This is a genomic window from Nocardia sp. NPDC059236 (assembly GCF_042754085.1).
Lineage (GTDB): Bacteria > Actinomycetota > Actinomycetes > Mycobacteriales > Mycobacteriaceae > Nocardia.
This window is the reverse complement of sequence record NZ_JBHZAF010000005.1, coordinates 1-16,522: the sequence shown is the minus strand read 5'-3', so window position 1 is coordinate 16,522 and position 16,522 is coordinate 1. Positions and strand designations below refer to the sequence as shown.

Here is a 16,522-nt window from a genome sequence, read left to right as displayed (position 1 = left end):
GCAACGAACGGGCGTTGACGGCGCGAAGATTAAGTTCAGTTACCCCATAGCAAACCTCGCTAGGATCGCTTAACTCGCCTAAGGAAACCGCACGACCACAGACAGACCGGAGACTCCAACAAGCCATGGCAACGAACTGGCGAAAATGTCTCGCCGACGCGGGACGGCCCTCTCACACGTGCCCGCGGGTAATACGCCGGAAAAGCCTCCGGGATCAGATCCGGTCGATCGGAGTCACGCGCGCAGTGCCCGACGCCGGATCAGCGCTGCCGCAGTGGCAGCAGCGGCAAGGATACACACGATCGCCTCGGGCGCGGGCCCGAAACGAGTGGCAAATGTCGTATTGTTCCGCAACGGCAACGTCGCTACCAGCGCCGCAGGTTCGAATTGCGGTGTCTGCTGCCGGATCACGCCGTCGGCGGTGATCATGGCGCTGACACCGGTGGTCACCGAGACCACCACCGCGCGCCCGTGTTCCACCGCGCGCAGCCGCGACATGGCCAGCTGCTGATAGGTCATCTCGCTGCGGCCGAAGGTGGCGTTGTTGGACGGGACCGCGAGCAGCTGCGCGCCCGCGCGCACGGACTCCTCGAAGGCGCGGTCGAAGACCACCTCGTAACAGGTGGCCACGCCGATGGCGACCGGGGCGCCACCGGTGAACGGCTGGGCGTGCACCACGCCGTCGCCCGTGCCGGGGACGAAATAGCCTGCGCGGTCCGCGTATTCGGAGAAGTGCCGGAAGAAGTTGCGGTACGGGAGGTATTCGCCGAAGGGCTGGATGATCTTCTTGTCGTGCCGCTCCCCCGGTCCGGCGTCGCCGTTCCAGACGATGACCGAGTTGGTGGTGGTGCGGTCGTCGTTGACGAGCACCGCGCCGACCAGGATGGGGGCCTTCACATCCTTGGACGCCTGCGAGATCTCCTGGGCCGCATCGGCATTGCGCAGCGGATCGATATCGGAGGAGTTCTCCGGCCAGATCACCACGTCCGGTTGCGGGGCCCGGCCGGCCGCGATGTCGCGGGCCAGTTCCTCGGTGCGCTTGACGTGATTGTCGAGAACCGCGCGGCGCTGGGCATTGAAGTCCAGGCCCAGGCGCGGCACGCTGCCCTGGATGGCGGCGACCGTGATCGGCCGGTTGCCGTCCTCCGGGCCGGGCAGCGCGGTCCGGAGGATCACTCCGGTGAGGGGAACTATAGCCACAAGCATTGCCGCAGCAACAATCCGGTTCCAGGATGTGGGACGGATAGCCCCCGATCTGGGAGAATCCGAGGTGGCCGCGACCGGCTCACCGCTATCCTCCGCAGCCGATGCGAAACGGCGCAGCAAACTCACCGCGAACCACGCCAGCCCGGTGCCGGTGAGCGCCACCGCGAAGCTCACCAGCGGCGCGCCACCCACCATCGCGAAGGGCAGATACCACCCGTCGGCCTGACCGAAAGCCAGTTTCCCCCAAGGGAACCCGCCGAACGGGAAGCTGGCCCGCGCCCACTCGGTCAGTGACCACACCGTCGCCACCCACAGCGGCCATCCGGGCAGCGTCGCCACCCACCGCGTCAGCAGCCCGAACAATCCGACATACAGGGCGCACACGGTCGACAGGGCGAGCCACGGCACGGGACCGACATAGATCCCGGTCCACGGCAGCAGCGGCAGGAAGAACGCCAGCCCGGCCACGAACCCGAGTCCGAATCCTCCACGTGCCCGGCAGGTTCCGCGTACGGCGAGGGTCAGCACGGCGATCCCGACCGGAGCCAGGTACCACAGCGTCCGGGGCGGGAAGCTCGCGTACAGCAGCAGCCCGGCCACCGCCGCGGCCGGCAACCGCGTCAGCCGCGGGCGTGCCGTCGCTACCGCGATCGCTCGCGCCGCCACCCCCGGCCGGGACTCCGGCGCGGACGCGACCCCGGCCCGCGCGACCGTCGAAACGCTGCCGCCCTCATCGGCTTTCGATGCCGCGCCGACGGCGCGATCTCCGTCACACTCGGCCCCTGCGGTCGCCACGGGATCGGGGCCCTCGTCGGCGGTCCCAGAGGCAGTATCCGCATCGCCGGCCGATGGTCCCGATCCGGTCCGTGCTTCGGCGCCGGGACCGTCGGTCTCGGGAGGTCCGAAATCCGGCATGGCCGCTCCGGTGGAACCCTGTGCGGCGGTGCGGTTCTCGGAGTCGGGCTCAGGCTTCATGAATGGTGACTCCGCGGTGCACGGTGCGCAGGCAGCGCGGCAGGGTGGCGTCCGGGGTGAGGGGCGGGAGGCCGGGGACGCGGGAGCGGGGGTCGGTGGACCAGCGCTGCACGGTATCCGCGGCGGCCGCGACGACGAGCTCGCGGGCGTCCCAGATGGCATAGGAGGCAGGGGCGCCCGGGACGAGGGTGCCGGCGACACCGTCGCGGACGCCGCCCGCGCGCCAGGCGCCGCGGGTGGCCGCGGCGAAGGCGGCCCGTGGCGAGATCTGATGGCCCGGGGTGCGGTGGTTGACCGCGGCGCGGATGGCCTCCCACGGGTTCAGGGCGGTGACCGGCGCGTCGGAGCCGATGGCGAGGGAGATGCCCGCGGCGGCCATGGCGGCGAACGGGTTGAGGGTGGCGGCGCGTCCGGCGCCGAGGCGGGTGGCGTACATGCCGTCCGGGCCGCCCCAGGCGGCGTCGAATCCCGGTTGGACACTGGCGATCACGCCCCAGGCGGCGAGTTTCCCGATCTGGTCGGCGGTCATCATCTCGGCGTGTTCCAGGCGGTGCCCGCGGGAGGCGACGGCCGGGCCGCCGAGTTCGCCCACGACCCGCTCGAATCCGGCGACGACCGCGTCCATGGCGGCGTCGCCGATGACGTGGAAGCCGGTCTGGAGGCCGGCCTCGGTGCATGCGAGCACGTGCGCGGCGATGGCCTCGGTGTCGAGGTAGGAGGTGCCGGTGGTGTCGCGGTCGGCATAGGGTTCGCGCAGCCACGCGGTGTGCGAGCCGAGCGCCCCGTCCACGAACAGGTCGCCGCCGAGGGCGTGCACGCCGAGTTCCTTGACCAGGGTGCGGGCTTCGTCGGCGGTGCGCACGGCCTGTCCCCAGTAGACGCGCACCTCGACACCGTGCCCGAACTCGAGGAGTTCCCGCACGTCGTCGGCGCCGGAGATCTCGGGTCCCGCGCATTCGTGCACGGCCACAACGCCATTGGCGGCCGCCGCGTCCAGCGCGACCTGCCGGGCGGCATCCCGCTGTGCCCGGTCCAGTGCGCCCAGCGCGGCCCCGCGCACGCGATGGTGGGCGTCCGCGCGCAGCGGCTCACCGCGGGTGAACCCGGGCGCCTCGGTGATTCCGGGTACCGCGTCCAGCAGTGCGGTGGAGGCCACCGCCGAATGCGCGTCCACGCGAGCCAGATACACCTGGCGCCCCGGCGCGGCGGCGTCGATCTCCTCGCGTGCCGGCGGCCGTCCGCCGGCCCAGGTGGTCTCGTCCCAGCCCTCGCCCAGGATCACCCCGTCCGGGTGCACGGCGGCGAACTCCCGCACCAGCTGCAGGCATTCCTCCAACGAACGGGCCTGTGCCAGATCGAGTCCCGTCAGCGTCAGCCCCAGCCCGGTCACGTGCACGTGCGGATCCACGAACCCGGGCGCCACGAACGCCCCGTCCAGCTCGATGATCTCGGCGTCCGGATGCAATGCCCGCCCCGGCTTGTCCAGCCCCACCCACACCACGGTCCCGTCACTGACGGCCATGGCCGTCGCGTCAGGATTGCTCGAACTGTAGATACGACCGCCGACAAGCAACTGGGTACTCACGGGTCTCCAGTCTGCCCGACGCGCCTGCCACACTCACAACCGCACTGCGCACCAATGGCCGCCACTCTGGTAATACTCTAGTGCTACCGTGGTCGCATGAAGATCTCCGTCTCGCTTCCCGATGATCGCGTCACCGAGCTGATCAAGGAACAGCCGAACGTCTCCGATTTCCTCTATCGCGCGGCTCGCCGCATGCTCGTGGCCGAGGAACTGGCGGCGCTCACGCCCGATACCGACGCATTCGCCGAGGCGTCCGAAGCGGCGTCACTCGAGGCGTGGGCCGCCGATGAGTGAGGTCCCCGGCATCCAGGGTGAGATCTGGAAATTGAGGGGCGTCCGCGACATCGTGCATACGGTCGTCGTCCTCGACTCGGTGCCACATGTCGTCCGGGGCGGTCTCATCGCGGTGGCGATGGTGATACCCACGCGCGAGGCTCCCAATCCCCGTGCGCTTCTGACCGTTCCGATCGCAGGCACCGATCAGGCGGTAGCTGTTTTCCGGCTCGGCACGTTCAGCGCGTCCTTGTTCCTCGAAAAGATCGGGATGCTCGACTCTGCGACCCTCGAGAATGTGCGAATGGCGCTGCGGGCTCGGTTCGATCTCTAGCCGTTCGGCGACGAACTGCCGGAGATCGCGCACGCCTGGCTGCGGGATCACCTGCTGCCCGTGGCCGGGCCCGCGGACGGTCCGATCCTCGTCGGGATCCGGCGCAGCCCACCCGGTCGGTGCAGTACATCGTCGACTACGACGACCCGGCGGGTACCCGCGGCACGGTGCTGGATCTGATCGGCATGGGTTTCACCAACATCGTGCTCAGCCTGCGGACGCCCTATCCACACCAGGTGGCCACCTGGCTGGTCGAGAACGTCATCACCCCGGTGCGTGACCGGCTCTGAGGCCGGGACACACCGGGGTGAGGGACAGCGCCGTGGGTCAGCGGGGGTCGATCATCTTGTACCCGTTGCCCTGGCCGTCGTCGTAGTACTCGGTCACGACGGTGGCGTCGATGACTTCGCCGTCGGGGTCGATGACGACATTGCGGTAGCCGTAGGGGCCGACTGCGGTGGCGACGCGGCTCAGACGGCGGGCGGCGAAGGCGGCCACGACCGGGCGGAACAGGAAACGGGTGAAGGGCAGCAGGGCCAGCAGACCCAGCGCGGTGGTGAGCAGGCCGGGCACGAACATGAGGACCGCGCCGACCGCGACCAGGGCGCCGTCGGCGACGGCGGTGCTGGGTTCGAGTTCACCGCGGGCCGCGCGGCGGAAGCTCTGGAACACGCGCCGGCCCTGCGAGCGCACCAGCACCAGACCCACGGCCGACCCCGCCAAAAGCAGCAGGATGGTCGGGAACACGCCGATGAAGTGGCCGACCACGACGAGGGTGGCGATCTCGGCGACGAACCAGGCGAGGAACAACAGGGCAGGCATCGGGCGATCCTTTCGATCGATCTACCCGTGCAACGCGCGACGGCGCGGTTTTTCTCCCGGATGCGTCGCCGGTCACACCCGTTAGGCGCTGCCCGGCCGCACCAGCCCGGTCTCGTAGGCCAGTACCACGGCCTGAACCCGGTCGCGCAGGCCGAGTTTGGTGAGCACCCGGCCGACGTGGGTCTTCACCGTGGCCTCGGACAGGAACAGCGCGCCGGCGATCTCGGCGTTGGAGCGTCCGGCGGCGATGTGTTCGAGGACCTCGCGTTCGCGGGCGGTGAGCACGTCGAGGACGCGAGGATCGCGCCCGGCGGCCGGGTCCTCGGCGATGAGGCGGTCCAGCAGCCGCTTGGTCACCTTGGGCGAGACCACCGCATCCCCCGCGGCGACACTGCGAATCGCGGAGATCAGATCCTCCGGCGGCGTGTCCTTGAGCAGGAATCCGCTGGCCCCGGCGCGCAGCGCGCCCAGCGCGTGCTCGTCGAGATCGAAGGTGGTCATCACCAGAACCCGGCTCCCGCACCCGGATTCGATGATCCGCGCCGTCGCGGTCACCCCGTCGGTCACCGGCATCCGCACATCCATCAGCACCACATCGGGCCGCAGCTCCCCCGCCCGCGCGATGGCGGTGGCCCCGTTGTCGGCCTCCCCCACCACCTCGAGGTCGGGGTGCGCACCGAGCACCATCCGCAGTCCGGCCCGCATGAGCTCCTGGTCATCGACAACGAGAACGGTGATCGGCACCCCCACAACCTATCCGGCCGCCCGGTGCGGTGGTGTGCGCGGGCCGCGGCCGATCGTGGGACGCTCCGGTCGTCGCAGGTGGGAGGCGGTCAGTCGGGGGCGTCACGGTCCAGGGGGATGGTGGCGCGGACGGTCCAGCCGCCGTGGGGATTTCGGCCCGCGGTGAGGGTGCCGCCGAGGACGGCGATGCGTTCGCGCATGCCGACGAGGCCGAGGCCGCTGCCGGGGATGCGGGCCGGGGGTGGCAGGACGGTGAGTGCGGTTGGGGCGCTGGGGGATCCGCAGCCGCCGGGGGTGGTCGCGGGCTCGACGGGGGCGCCGGCGGAGTCGGTGATGTCGAGCAGGACGTCGGCGTCGCGGCGGGTGACGCGGACGCCGGCGTGCGGGTCGGGGCCGGCGTGACGGAGGGTGTTGGTGAGCGATTCCTGGACGATGCGGTGGATGCCGAGGCTGACCTCGGGGGTGACGGTGTCGAGTTCGCCGCTGAGTTCGAGGGAGACGTCCAGGCCCGCGCTGCGCATCATGTCGACGACCTTGGCGATGCCGGCGGTGCCGTGTTGCGGAAGTTGTTCGGGCGCATGCTCGGTGCGCAGCAGTTCGACGGTGCGGCGCAGCTCGCGCAGGGCGTCGCGGCCGGTGCCGGCGATGGTGGTGAGTGCCTGTTCGGCGGTGTCCGGGTCGTGGCGCAGGGCGTAGCGGGCGCCGTCGGCCTGCACGATGATGACGCTGACCGCGTGCGCGACCACGTCGTGCAGTTCGCGGGCGATGCGGGTGCGTTCGGCGGCGACGGCGTCGTGGGCGCGGCGTTCGCGGTCGTAGTCGGCGACGGCGAGGCGGGCGGCGACCTCGGCGTCGTAGGCGTGGCGGGCGCCGACGAATTCGGCCAGCGTCCAGCACAGTGCGTAATAGAGGGCGGTGAAGGCGATGTCGGTGCCCGACGGTTTGCCGATGGCGGCCGCCGAGATGAGGCTGTCGAGCAGCAGGATGCCCAGGTAGAGCAGACCTTGGCGGCGTCCGACATACGCGACCAGGGTGTAGAGCATGATGCCCAGCCCGAGCAGCGCCGGATGCACGGAGGTGTCGCCGACCGCCCCGTGCACCAGTGACGCCGCGATGGACAGCAGCACCACCGCGAGCGCCGCGGCGCGAGTGTGGGTGCGGCGGAACACGATCGGCAGCGGCAGCAGCACACTGAAGACCAGGTAGGTCGGCTTGTACTGACTGTTGCTCAGGGCGAGCACATCGATGGTGAGCAGCAGCAGCGCCACCACGGAATCGGTGATCAGCGGCTTGCCGCGCAGCCACAAACTGAACCGGCGCACCCGTCCACCCTACGGTCGTGCCCGCGGGTGGCCTCGGGTCGGCGTGCCCCGGGCACTCAACCGTTTGATCTTGCTCCGGGGTTTCTGGTTGGGTCGCCCTGTGAGTCTTGCGGACTGGGCGGTCTTGCTGACCGCGGCGACGGCGGCCGGATGGGTCGATGCGGTGGTCGGCGGCGGGGGCCTGATCGTGCTGCCCACCCTGTTCGTGGTGCTGCCCGGCCTGGCCCCGCAGACGGCCCTGGGCACCAACAAGATCGCCGCGTTCTCCGGCACCAGCGCCGCGGTCCTCACCTTCGCCCGCAGGGTCCCGATGCGCTGGAAGGTCCTGATCCCGGGCGCGGTCATCGCCGCGTTCGCGGCCGCCTGCGGTTCCGCGGCGGTGGCGCTGATCGACAAGAAATACTTCGTCCCGATCGTGATGGTCGTGCTGGTGGGCGTGGCGATCTTCGTGACCCTGCGCCCCTCGGTCGGCGTCACCATGGCCACCCATCCGCCGACCCGCCGCAAGACGATCCTGGTGGTCGCCCTGGCCGCGGGCCTGATCGGGCTCTACGACGGCATTCTCGGCCCCGGCACCGGGACCTTCCTGATCATCACCTTCGCCACCCTCCTCGGCACCGAGTTCGTTCGCGCCGCTGCCATGGCGAAGGTCATCAACTGCGGCTCCAACCTGGGCTCGCTGATCTTCCTGGCGAGCACCGGCCACGTGCTGTGGACACTGGCCCTGTCCATGGCGGTGGCGAATGTGGCCGGGTCCGTGGTCGGTTCACGCATGGCGCTGGCGAAGGGCGCGGGTTTCGTCCGCGCCGTCCTGCTGGTGGTGGTCGTCGCCATGGTGATCCGCCTGGGCTGGCAGCAGTTCGGCGGCTGACCCCGGACCCGCGACGGTCAGACGCGGGCGTCCTCGGCGGGCCGGTGACCGCCCGGCAGCGAGCGGGGGCTGCCGCCGTCGAAGGCGGAGCGCTGCAAGGACTCCGGGCCGAGCCGGTGCACGGTGGGCATCGGCCGGAAGGCGTCGGGCTCCTGGCGTAGTGGCCCGTCGGACAGCAATGCGGTCTGCTCCCCGGGCAATTCGCGCGGCGCGGCGGTCTCGGGCTGGGTCAGCCACGGCGCCAGCACCTTCGAGGTGGTCTCCTGGATCTTGCGTTGCAGCGCTTCGCCGTCCTCGAGGCCGGGCCGCTGGAACAGCACGGTGAGCGCGCCCGAGACGGCCCCGACCACCGCGCCCACCAGCGCGGCCGCGCCGACGTCGTCGAGTTCGTCGGGGAAGGCGGCGCGCAGCTGGCGCGCGATCTCCTGCTGGGAGGCGAGCTGGGCGTAGGCGGCGCGGCCCGAGACGGCGGGCACGGTGCGCGAAACCTGCGCGCGCAGCACGGCGATGCGGGCGGCGAGGGTGTCGCCGAGGTGGTCGCCGGGATTGTCACCGGCGGCGCGCAGGGCGCGCAGCAGCACCTCGACGGGGCGTTCCCCGGCACGGCGGGTGGCGATGGCGCGCACGGCGGCCTGCACACGTTCGTCCGGCTCGGGGAACAGTAGTTCCTCTTTGCTGGCGAAGTAGTTGAAGAACGTCCGGGTGCCGACTTCGGCGGCGGCCGCGATATCGGCGACGGTGGTCGCCTCATAACCTCGGCTCTCGAACTGTTCGACGGCGGCTTCGAGCAGGGCTCGGCGGGTGCGTTCCCGTTTGCGATCGCGGAGTGCGGATGGCGGCACGCGGGCAGACAGTACGGCATCCGGTCAGCAAAACGTGGCATGTCCAGCTGTCGTGCGCGCCGTTTCAGGCTGTGCTGCTTCACACTTCGTGCATCGTTGCAGCGTATGCACTTTTGCGTGGAGTGAATTCGGTTCGAGGTGAGTCGTTTCTTGAACGCCCGGCGTGTCGGCCTCTAGCGTGGTGCGGGTGAGCATCGCTACCAAGGTCGTGGACGAGCAGTTCCGCGCGCTGCCGCTGTCCGCGCTGGCCGACGCCGCGCTCGGCGCCGCCCGCGCGGCCGGGGCCGAGTACGCCGACCTGCGCGTGCATCGACTCGTGCAGCAGTCCATCCGATTGCGCGACGGACGCGTCGAATCGGTGTCCGACAGCACCGATCTCGGGTTCGCGGTGCGCGTGATCGTCGACGGCACCTGGGGTTTCGCCTCGCACGCCGACCTCACCACCGGCACTGCCGCCGAGGTGGCGCGCCGCGCGGTCACCGTGGCGCAGACCCTGCGCGCACTCAATCGCGAGCGCGTCGAGCTGGCCCCGGAGCCGCGCTACGACGGCGCGGAGTACGTCTCCGCCTACGAGGTGGACCCCTTCGAGGTGCCGACGCCGGAGAAAGTGGCGCTGCTGCTGGACTATTCGGGCCGGCTGCAGGCCGCCGACGGCGTGGATCACGTGACGGCATCGGTGCTGCAGGTCAAGGAGCAGACCTTCTACGCCGACAGCTTCGGCTCCCGCATCACCCAGCAGCGGGTCCGGCTGCACCCGCAGTTCGAGGCCATCACCGTCGACCCGTCGGCGGGCGTGTTCGAGACCATGCGCACCCTCGCCGCCCCGGCCGGGCGCGGCTGGGAGTACGTGACCGGCGCGGACGGAACCTGGGACTGGGCGGGCGAACTCGCGCGGATGCCGGAGTGGCTGGCCGAGAAGGTGAAGGCCCCGACCGTGCAGGCCGGGCCGGCCGATCTGGTCATCGACCCGACCAACCTGTGGCTGACCATTCACGAGTCCATCGGCCACGCCACCGAGTACGACCGCGCCATCGGCTACGAATCCGCCTACGCGGGTACCTCTTTCGCCACCCCTGATCTGCTGGGCACCCTGCAGTACGGCACCCCGATCATGCACGTGACCGGCGACCGCACCCAGCAGCACGGCCTGGCCACGGTCGGCTGGGACGACGAGGGCGTGGCCGGGCAGCGCTGGGACCTGGTGCGCGACGGCGTGCTCGTCGGCTACCAGCTCGATCGCGTGTTCGCGCCCCGCCTGGGTCTCGAGCGCTCCAACGGCTGCTCCTACGCCGATTCCGCACACCACGTGCCGATCCAGCGCATGGCCAATGTGTCGCTGCAACCCGATCCCGACCGCGACACCAGCACCGCCGAACTCATCTCCCGCGTGGAGAACGGCATCTACATCGTCGGCGACAAGTCGTGGTCGATCGATATGCAGCGCTACAACTTCCAGTTCACCGGTCAGCGCTTCTTCCGCATCCGCAACGGCGAACTGGCCGGGCAGCTGCGCGATGTCGCCTACCAGGCCACCACCACCGACTTCTGGGGTTCGATGGAGGCGGTCGGCGGGCCCTCGACTTGGACGCTGGGCGGGGCGTTCAACTGCGGTAAGGCGCAACCCGGTCAGGTGGCGGCGGTCTCGCACGGCTGCCCCTCGGTCCTGGTGCGCGGCATCAATATTCTCAATACCCGCGCCGAAGCCGGACAGTAGGAAAGGACCGACACGGTGAGTGTGCTCCCCGCCCCCGAGGTCGTCGACCACGCGCTGCGGGCCTCCCGCGCGGACGAGGCCATGGTGATCGTCACCGACGCCCACGAGGCGTCGCTGCGCTGGGCCGGAAATTCCATGACCACCAACGGTTCCTCGGTCTCGCGGGACTGGGCGGTCGTCTCGGTGTTCCGTGACGGCCCCAACACCGCCCGCGTCGGCAGCGTCAGCTCCACCAGCGTGGATCCCGCCGATATCGAAGCCGTGGTGCGCGCCAGCGAAACCGCCGCCCGCACCGCCGAACCCGCGCGCGACGCCATGCCGCTGCTGCACCCGGACGCCGTCGACGCCGACACCCTCGACAAGCTGCTCGACTGGGACGGCGACCCGGCCACCACCGACATCGGCGTCTTCACCACGCTGGCAACCGATCTCGCCGCCGGCTTCGACGGCGCCGACCGCCTCTACGGTTTCGCCCACCACCAGATGCACTCCACCTGGCTGGGCACTTCCACCGGTCTGCGCCGGCGCTGGGTGCAGCCCACCGGTTCGGTGGAGATCAATGGCAAGCGGGGCGCGGGCGCGGAGCTGGCCAGCGCCTGGGTCGGCACCGGCACCACCGATTTCGCCGATGTCGACACCCCCGGCCTGCTGGCCGAACTGGCGCGCCGTCTGGACTGGGGCAAGCGCCGCGTCGACCTGCCCGCGGGCCGCTACGAGACGCTGCTGCCGCCCTCGGCCGTCGCCGATCTGATGATCTACATGGCCTGGACCATGGAGGGCCGGGGCGCGCACGAGGGGCACACCGCGTTCTCGCGGGCGGGCGGCACCCGAATCGGGGAGCGGCTGACCGGGATTCCGCTCACCCTGTACTCGGATCCGAGCGCGGCGGGGCTCGAGTACCGGCCGTTCGTGGCGACACCGTCGTCGTCGGAGTCGCTGTCGGTGTTCGACAACGGCCTGACCGCGCAGCGCACCGACTGGGTCCGCGAGGGCGTGATCGAGTCGCTGGTCTACCCGCGCGCCACGGCCGCCGAATTCGACGCGCCCGTCACGGTGCCGGGCGAGAACCTGCTCATGACCGGCGGCGGCGAGGCCACCCTGCCGGACATGATCGCGCGCACCGAACGCGGGCTGCTGCTGACCTGCCTGTGGTACATCCGCGAGGTCGATCCGGCAACGTTGCTGCTCACCGGTCTTACCCGCGACGGCGTCTACCTGGTCGAGAACGGTGAGGTCACCGCGGCGGTCAACAACTTCCGGTTCAACGAAAGCCCCTTGGATCTGCTGCGCCGGGTCAGCGAGGCGGGCCGCACCGAGATCACCCTGCCGCGCGAGTGGAAGGACTGGTTCACCCGGACGGCCATGCCGCCCTTGCGGATTCCCGACTTCCACATGTCCTCGGTGAGCCAAGCGACCTAGTCCATCCCGGCACCCGTGCACCGAACACCTGAATCCGATTGCCGCCCATCCCGATCCGCGGCGCGCCGGGCGCCCTCCAGCCGCCTCGCACACTGAACCGCGTGGCGGTCGGCGTGTGAACCGGTTCGGTTTCGCGCCATGGTTTCCCGACAACTTCTCGGGGCATGAACGATGATTTGCCGATATCGGCTCCGACTTCATCGCAGAGACGGCAATCCCCCGCCGCTTCGTTCCACCTGTGAAGGAGTACCGCAATGAGCAAGGTAGTCACCGGCGCGAGCATGTCCCTCGACGGATACATCGCGGGCCCGGGCGAAACCGGATTCGAGCACCTGTTCGCCTGGTACCAGAGCGGCGATGTCCCGATCCCCAGCACCCACCCCGAGATCCCGTTCAATCTGACCCCCGAAGATGCCGCGTATCTGCGGGCCTGGCTCGACGGGGTCGGCGTCTACATCGTCGGCAAGCGCCTGTTCACCCTGACCGACGGCTGGGGCGGCGTGCACCCGGCGGACAAACCCATCGTGGTGGTCACCCACACCGTGCCCGACGAGTGGGTCGCCGACCATCCCGATGCGCCCTTCACCTTCGTCACCGGCGGCGTGAAGGCGGCCGTGGAGGTCGCGCGCGGCATCGCCGGCGCGAAGATGGTGGGCGTCAGCGGCGGCAATGTGGCCCGCCAATGCCTGGAACAGGGCCTGCTTGACGAGATCTGGGTCGATATCGTGCCGGTGCTGCTCGGCGGCGGCGTCCCGCTGCTGGGTGAACTCTCGAACGCGCCGGTCCTGTTGGAGGATCCCGAGATCGTCGCCGGCACCCGCGTCACCCACCTGAAGTACCGCCTCCGCTGAGGCGCTGACCTTGGCCTGCACGGGGCGTGGTTGCGCTGTCGGCGAACCGGTTGTCGTGACGGTGGTTTCGCGCGCATCCTGGGTTGAGGCAACGTAATCATGTAATCGGGATGGTGGTCCTCGTGGACGACGAAGCTGCCCTCTCGTCGATGGACGAGAACGCGAACTCAGCGGCATCGACCCCGCAGCCCGGCTTCGGAACCCCCGACGCCGCGGCGATGGACGCCTACTCGCGCACGGTGATCGCGGTCGCCAAATCGGTGACACCGCACGTCGCCAGCGTGCAGACCCGCCGCGGCGGGGGATCGGCGGTGGTCTTCACCGACGACGGCTTCCTGCTCACCAACGCGCACGTGGTGGGCGAGGCGAGCGAGGGAACCGTGGTGTTCGCCGACGGGCTGGAATCGAGATTCGATGTGGTGGGCGTGGACCCGCTCTCGGACCTGGCGGTGCTGCGCGCTCGCGGCGGCGCGCCGACCGCGGTGCGCCTCGGCGACGCCGACACCCTGGTGGTGGGCCAGCTGGTGGTCGCCGTCGGCAGTCCGCTCGGCCTGGCCGGATCGGTGACGGCGGGCGTGGTGAGCGCGCTGGGCCGGTCGGTGCCGGTGGGCAATCGCCGCGCCGCCCGCGTGATCGAGGACGTGATCCAGACCGACGCCGCCCTCAACCCCGGCAATTCCGGTGGGGCGCTGGCGGATTCGGCGGGCCGGGTGGTGGGGATCAATACCGCGGTCGCCGGCATCGGCCTGGGCCTGGCCATTCCGATCAATGCCACCACCCGCCGCATCATCAGCACCCTGCTCGCCGAGGGCCGGGTCCGGCGCGCCTACCTGGGCGTGGTCGGGGTGCCCGCACCGCTGCCCACCGCCGTGGCCGCCCGCACCGGGCAGGACGCCGGGCTGCGTATCGTCGAGGTGGTGCGCGGCGGCCCGGCCGAACGCGCCGGACTGCGGCGCGGGGATCTGATGCTCAGCATCGCGCGCACCGAAATCCGTGACGCACAGGGGATTCAGCGGCAGCTGTTCGCCGACGCCATCGGCCGCTCGCTGCCGGTGACGGTGCTGCGCAACGGCGCGATGGTGGATGTCATCGCGGTGCCGGTGGAACTGACCGCCGACTGAATCGGCGGCCCGGTGCCAGAAGGCCGGGCGCTGCCCGCTGTCAGGATGCCGAGCGCTGGTCCGCGGGGCCCGGCTGCCAGATCTCGGCGAGCTCGTCGAGCGGGATGTCCAGTGCGCGGCTCAGGGCCACCACGGTCCCGAACGCCGGGGTGGGCAGCCGGCCCGATTCGATCTTCCGCAGCGTCTCCGGCGAAATACCCGCGCTCCCAGCCACCTCCAGCAACTCCCGGCCGCCGCGGGCGGCACGCAGCGCGGTGCCCAGGCGCCGACCGGCTTCCAGCTGGGCGGGGGTGAGGGGCAGTCGGACCATGCCCGCCACCCTACGGTTGGTATTTAAATACCGCAACCCGCTATGGTCGGTATAAAAATACCGAAACCAGGAGGTTGTCATGGTGGAGCTCAAGAGCCCGGCCGAGATCGAACGCATGCGGGTGACCGGGCAGTTCGTGGCCGGAGTGCTGAGCGAACTGCGGGAGAAGGCGCAGATCGGAGTGAATCTGCTGGAACTGGAGGCCGTGGTGCGCGACCGCATCCGCGAGCGCGGCGCGGTCTCCTGCTACTGGGACTACTCCCCCTCGTTCGGGCGCGGCCCGTTCCGCAACACCGTCTGCCTCTCGGTCAATGACGCGGTGCTGCACGGACTTCCGTTCGACTACACGCTGTGCGACGGCGACGTGCTGAGCATGGATCTGGCGGTGAGCATCGACGGCTGGGTCGCCGACTCCGCGGTCACCACCATCGTCGGCACCCCCGATCCGGAGGACGCGCGCCTGGTCGGCGCCACCGAGCAGGCGCTCGACGCGGCCATCGCGGCGGCGCGGCCCGGCAACACCATCGGCGACATGTCCGCGGCCATCGCACAGGTCGCCCGCGCCGGCGGCTACCCGATCAACACCGAATTCGGCGGCCACGGCCTGGGCCGCACCATGCACGAGGACCCCCACGTACCCAACGACGGCCGCGCCGGGCGCGGCTTCCGGCTGCGCCCCGGCCTTACCCTCGCCATCGAGCCCTGGTTCGCGCGCGGCACCGACCGCATCGTCACCGATCCGGACGGCTGGACCCTGCGCTCGGCCGACGGTTCGCGCACCGCGCACTCCGAGCACACGATCGCCATCACCGACGCGGGCCCGCAGGTCCTCACCCGCGTGGCGTGACCGGTCCGGCCTGGGCACGGAAACCCGGACGGCACGTCGGGTTTCCGCGCCCGGCCGCGTGACGGGGATCGACGTCCGGGCTACGCGGATGCCCGGCGGATCCCGGCGTCACGGTCTCGGGGCCGCAAGGACGCCACCCATCACGGATGTCCGTCTGCTGATCGACACAGATCCCTTCCATGACTGCGGGCTGCGCGTTGTGCGCTTGACCACGTCGTTGTGATCCAGCTTTCGTCTCGCCGAACTAAGCGCCCGCTTAGTCTACATGTGACCGGAGCCACGGCACCCCCGCTGGCAATCCGGTCTCGGTTTGCCGAACATCTCGCCGCCGCGGTGCAGTACTTCACCACCAGCAACGCCCCGTTCACCCCGCCCGCCCCCAAACCGGCGAGCCGACCCGAGCCCGCACCGGGTCCGCCCCGCCATTACGGGCCCGTCGCTCCCCACCAGCCGGACGTCCCTCGCGCCCGGCCGGTGATCGAGTGAAACACTCTCTGGGAGATACTCATTCGATGGGTAACGACGACATCGCGCCGATCACCGGGGACGGCATCCGCGACACCGCCGCCGACGGCTCTCGTGACACCGCCGCGGTGGCGCATCTGGAGCTCACCCAGCGCCGCTTCCCCGAGGGCCAGCGCCGGATCTTCCTGGCCGCGATCGACGCCTTCGCCGAACGCGGTTTCCACGCCACCACCACCCGCGACATCGCCGCCCGCGCCGGGCTGAGCCCCGCGGGTCTGTATGTGCACTTCGGCTCCAAAGAGGAAGTGCTCTACCGCATCTCGCTGTCATCCATGCGCCTGACCCATCAGGTCGCGGTGGCCGCGTCCGCCGGCTCCGGCAGCGCCGCCGACCATCTCAGCGCCGTGGTGCGCGATCTGACCGTCTGGCATGCCGAGCACGCCGCCTCGGTGCGTGTGGTCCTGCACCACATGACCGATCTGACCCCCGAGCACCGCTCCGAGGTCGTCGACCTCCAGGTCGCCATTCACCGCCTGGTCCGCGATCTCGTGAGCCGGGGCCTCGCCGACGGCGTCTTCGACGTCTCCGACACCAATGCCGTCACGCTGGCGCTTATGTCGCTGTGTGTGGACACCGCGCGCTGGTACCAGAAGGACTACCGCCGCTCCCCCGAGGAGATCGGCGCCGACTATGCGGCGCTCGCGCTGCGGATGGTCGGGGCGAATCCCGCCTAATGGGAGTCGATCAGTTCATTCCGGCCCGGTAGCGATCGGGGTCGGGAAGGCTGGTCGCCGAGCCGCCGGCCGGTGAGCACCCTCCTC

18 protein-coding genes are annotated in these 16,522 nt (G+C 70.4%); 11 read left to right on the top strand and 7 right to left on the bottom strand.

Annotated elements, in window-relative coordinates; genetic code table 11:
• Nucleotides 1–234 precede the first annotated feature (234 nt).
• Both lnt and ACFXIV_RS14635 read right to left on the bottom strand, forming a co-directional pair.
• Nucleotides 235–2,181, bottom strand: coding sequence for an apolipoprotein N-acyltransferase (lnt, locus tag ACFXIV_RS14640; protein ID WP_379396504.1), 1,947 nt, complete (start codon nt 2,179–2,181; stop codon nt 235–237).
• Nucleotides 2,171–3,766, bottom strand: coding sequence for an amidohydrolase (locus ACFXIV_RS14635; RefSeq protein ID WP_379396503.1), 1,596 nt, complete (start codon nt 3,764–3,766; stop codon nt 2,171–2,173). The genes lnt and ACFXIV_RS14635 overlap by 11 nt, the downstream gene beginning before the upstream one ends.
• Before the next feature lie 96 nt (nt 3,767–3,862).
• Between ACFXIV_RS14635 and ACFXIV_RS14630 the strand changes: the two genes are divergently transcribed.
• The 3 genes from ACFXIV_RS14630 to ACFXIV_RS14620 all read left to right on the top strand — a co-directional run bounded on the left by ACFXIV_RS14630 (nt 3,863) and on the right by ACFXIV_RS14620 (nt 4,663).
• Nucleotides 3,863–4,060, top strand: a complete 198-nt coding sequence (locus ACFXIV_RS14630; RefSeq protein WP_379396502.1) for a hypothetical protein — start codon at nt 3,863–3,865, stop codon at nt 4,058–4,060.
• Complete coding sequence (locus ACFXIV_RS14625) at nt 4,053–4,373, top strand: hypothetical protein (protein WP_379396501.1); 321 nt, start codon at nt 4,053–4,055, stop codon at nt 4,371–4,373. The genes ACFXIV_RS14630 and ACFXIV_RS14625 overlap by 8 nt, the downstream gene beginning before the upstream one ends.
• Before the next feature lie 119 nt (nt 4,374–4,492).
• Nucleotides 4,493–4,663 carry a hypothetical protein gene (locus tag ACFXIV_RS14620; RefSeq protein WP_379396500.1) on the top strand — a complete coding sequence of 57 codons (171 nt, stop codon included), beginning with the start codon at nt 4,493–4,495 and terminating at the stop codon, nt 4,661–4,663.
• 37 nt (nt 4,664–4,700) lie between these two features.
• Here ACFXIV_RS14620 and ACFXIV_RS14615 read toward each other — a convergent pair whose 3' ends face one another.
• From ACFXIV_RS14615 to ACFXIV_RS14605, 3 genes are all read right to left on the bottom strand, one after another.
• On the bottom strand, nt 4,701–5,195 hold the full coding sequence (locus tag ACFXIV_RS14615; protein ID WP_354832291.1) for an FxsA family protein: 495 nt from the start codon (nt 5,193–5,195) through the stop codon (nt 4,701–4,703).
• A gap of 81 nt (nt 5,196–5,276) precedes the next feature.
• Nucleotides 5,277–5,939 (bottom strand): response regulator transcription factor, encoded by a 663-nt coding sequence (locus ACFXIV_RS14610; RefSeq protein WP_354832289.1) that lies wholly within the window; start codon nt 5,937–5,939, stop codon nt 5,277–5,279.
• An 89-nt stretch (nt 5,940–6,028) separates the two neighbouring features.
• Nucleotides 6,029–7,261: a sensor histidine kinase gene (locus ACFXIV_RS14605; RefSeq protein WP_379396498.1), complete on the bottom strand. Its 1,233-nt coding sequence runs from the start codon at nt 7,259–7,261 to the stop codon at nt 6,029–6,031.
• Nucleotides 7,262–7,361: 100 nt separating this feature from the next.
• On the opposite strand from ACFXIV_RS14605, the gene ACFXIV_RS14600 reads away from it, so the two are divergent.
• Nucleotides 7,362–8,132, top strand: a complete 771-nt coding sequence (locus ACFXIV_RS14600) for a TSUP family transporter (protein WP_379396496.1) — start codon at nt 7,362–7,364, stop codon at nt 8,130–8,132.
• Between the two features lie 17 nt (nt 8,133–8,149).
• Here ACFXIV_RS14600 and ACFXIV_RS14595 read toward each other — a convergent pair whose 3' ends face one another.
• Nucleotides 8,150–8,974 carry a TetR/AcrR family transcriptional regulator gene (locus tag ACFXIV_RS14595; RefSeq protein WP_379396494.1) on the bottom strand — a complete coding sequence of 275 codons (825 nt, stop codon included), beginning with the start codon at nt 8,972–8,974 and terminating at the stop codon, nt 8,150–8,152.
• 187 nt (nt 8,975–9,161) lie between these two features.
• Here ACFXIV_RS14595 and ACFXIV_RS14590 point away from each other — a divergent pair, with 187 nt between their 5' ends.
• The 4 genes from ACFXIV_RS14590 to ACFXIV_RS14575 all read left to right on the top strand — a co-directional run bounded on the left by ACFXIV_RS14590 (nt 9,162) and on the right by ACFXIV_RS14575 (nt 14,079).
• Nucleotides 9,162–10,688: a TldD/PmbA family protein gene (locus ACFXIV_RS14590; RefSeq protein WP_379396492.1), complete on the top strand. Its 1,527-nt coding sequence runs from the start codon at nt 9,162–9,164 to the stop codon at nt 10,686–10,688.
• A gap of 21 nt (nt 10,689–10,709) precedes the next feature.
• Nucleotides 10,710–12,107: a metallopeptidase TldD-related protein gene (locus tag ACFXIV_RS14585; RefSeq protein WP_379397163.1), complete on the top strand. Its 1,398-nt coding sequence runs from the start codon at nt 10,710–10,712 to the stop codon at nt 12,105–12,107.
• Nucleotides 12,108–12,361: 254 nt separating this feature from the next.
• The gene (locus tag ACFXIV_RS14580) at nt 12,362–12,958 is read left to right on the top strand and encodes a dihydrofolate reductase family protein (RefSeq protein ID WP_379396490.1); all 597 of its coding nucleotides are present in this window, start codon (nt 12,362–12,364) and stop codon (nt 12,956–12,958) included.
• A gap of 218 nt (nt 12,959–13,176) precedes the next feature.
• A complete protein-coding gene (locus tag ACFXIV_RS14575) occupies nt 13,177–14,079 on the top strand; it encodes a S1C family serine protease (RefSeq protein WP_379397161.1) in 903 nt (300 codons plus the stop codon).
• 40 nt (nt 14,080–14,119) lie between these two features.
• On the opposite strand, the gene ACFXIV_RS14570 is transcribed toward ACFXIV_RS14575, so the two are convergent.
• Nucleotides 14,120–14,389 (bottom strand): helix-turn-helix transcriptional regulator, encoded by a 270-nt coding sequence (locus tag ACFXIV_RS14570; RefSeq protein WP_379396488.1) that lies wholly within the window; start codon nt 14,387–14,389, stop codon nt 14,120–14,122.
• A 79-nt stretch (nt 14,390–14,468) separates the two neighbouring features.
• On the opposite strand from ACFXIV_RS14570, the gene map reads away from it, so the two are divergent.
• The 3 genes from map to ACFXIV_RS14555 all read left to right on the top strand — a co-directional run bounded on the left by map (nt 14,469) and on the right by ACFXIV_RS14555 (nt 16,435).
• Nucleotides 14,469–15,236, top strand: a complete 768-nt coding sequence (gene map, locus ACFXIV_RS14565) for a type I methionyl aminopeptidase (protein WP_379396486.1) — start codon at nt 14,469–14,471, stop codon at nt 15,234–15,236.
• Between the two features lie 267 nt (nt 15,237–15,503).
• A complete protein-coding gene (locus ACFXIV_RS14560) occupies nt 15,504–15,722 on the top strand; it encodes a hypothetical protein (protein ID WP_379396484.1) in 219 nt (72 codons plus the stop codon).
• 26 nt (nt 15,723–15,748) lie between these two features.
• Nucleotides 15,749–16,435 carry a TetR/AcrR family transcriptional regulator gene (locus ACFXIV_RS14555; RefSeq protein WP_379396482.1) on the top strand — a complete coding sequence of 229 codons (687 nt, stop codon included), beginning with the start codon at nt 15,749–15,751 and terminating at the stop codon, nt 16,433–16,435.
• Nucleotides 16,436–16,522 lie beyond the last annotated feature (87 nt).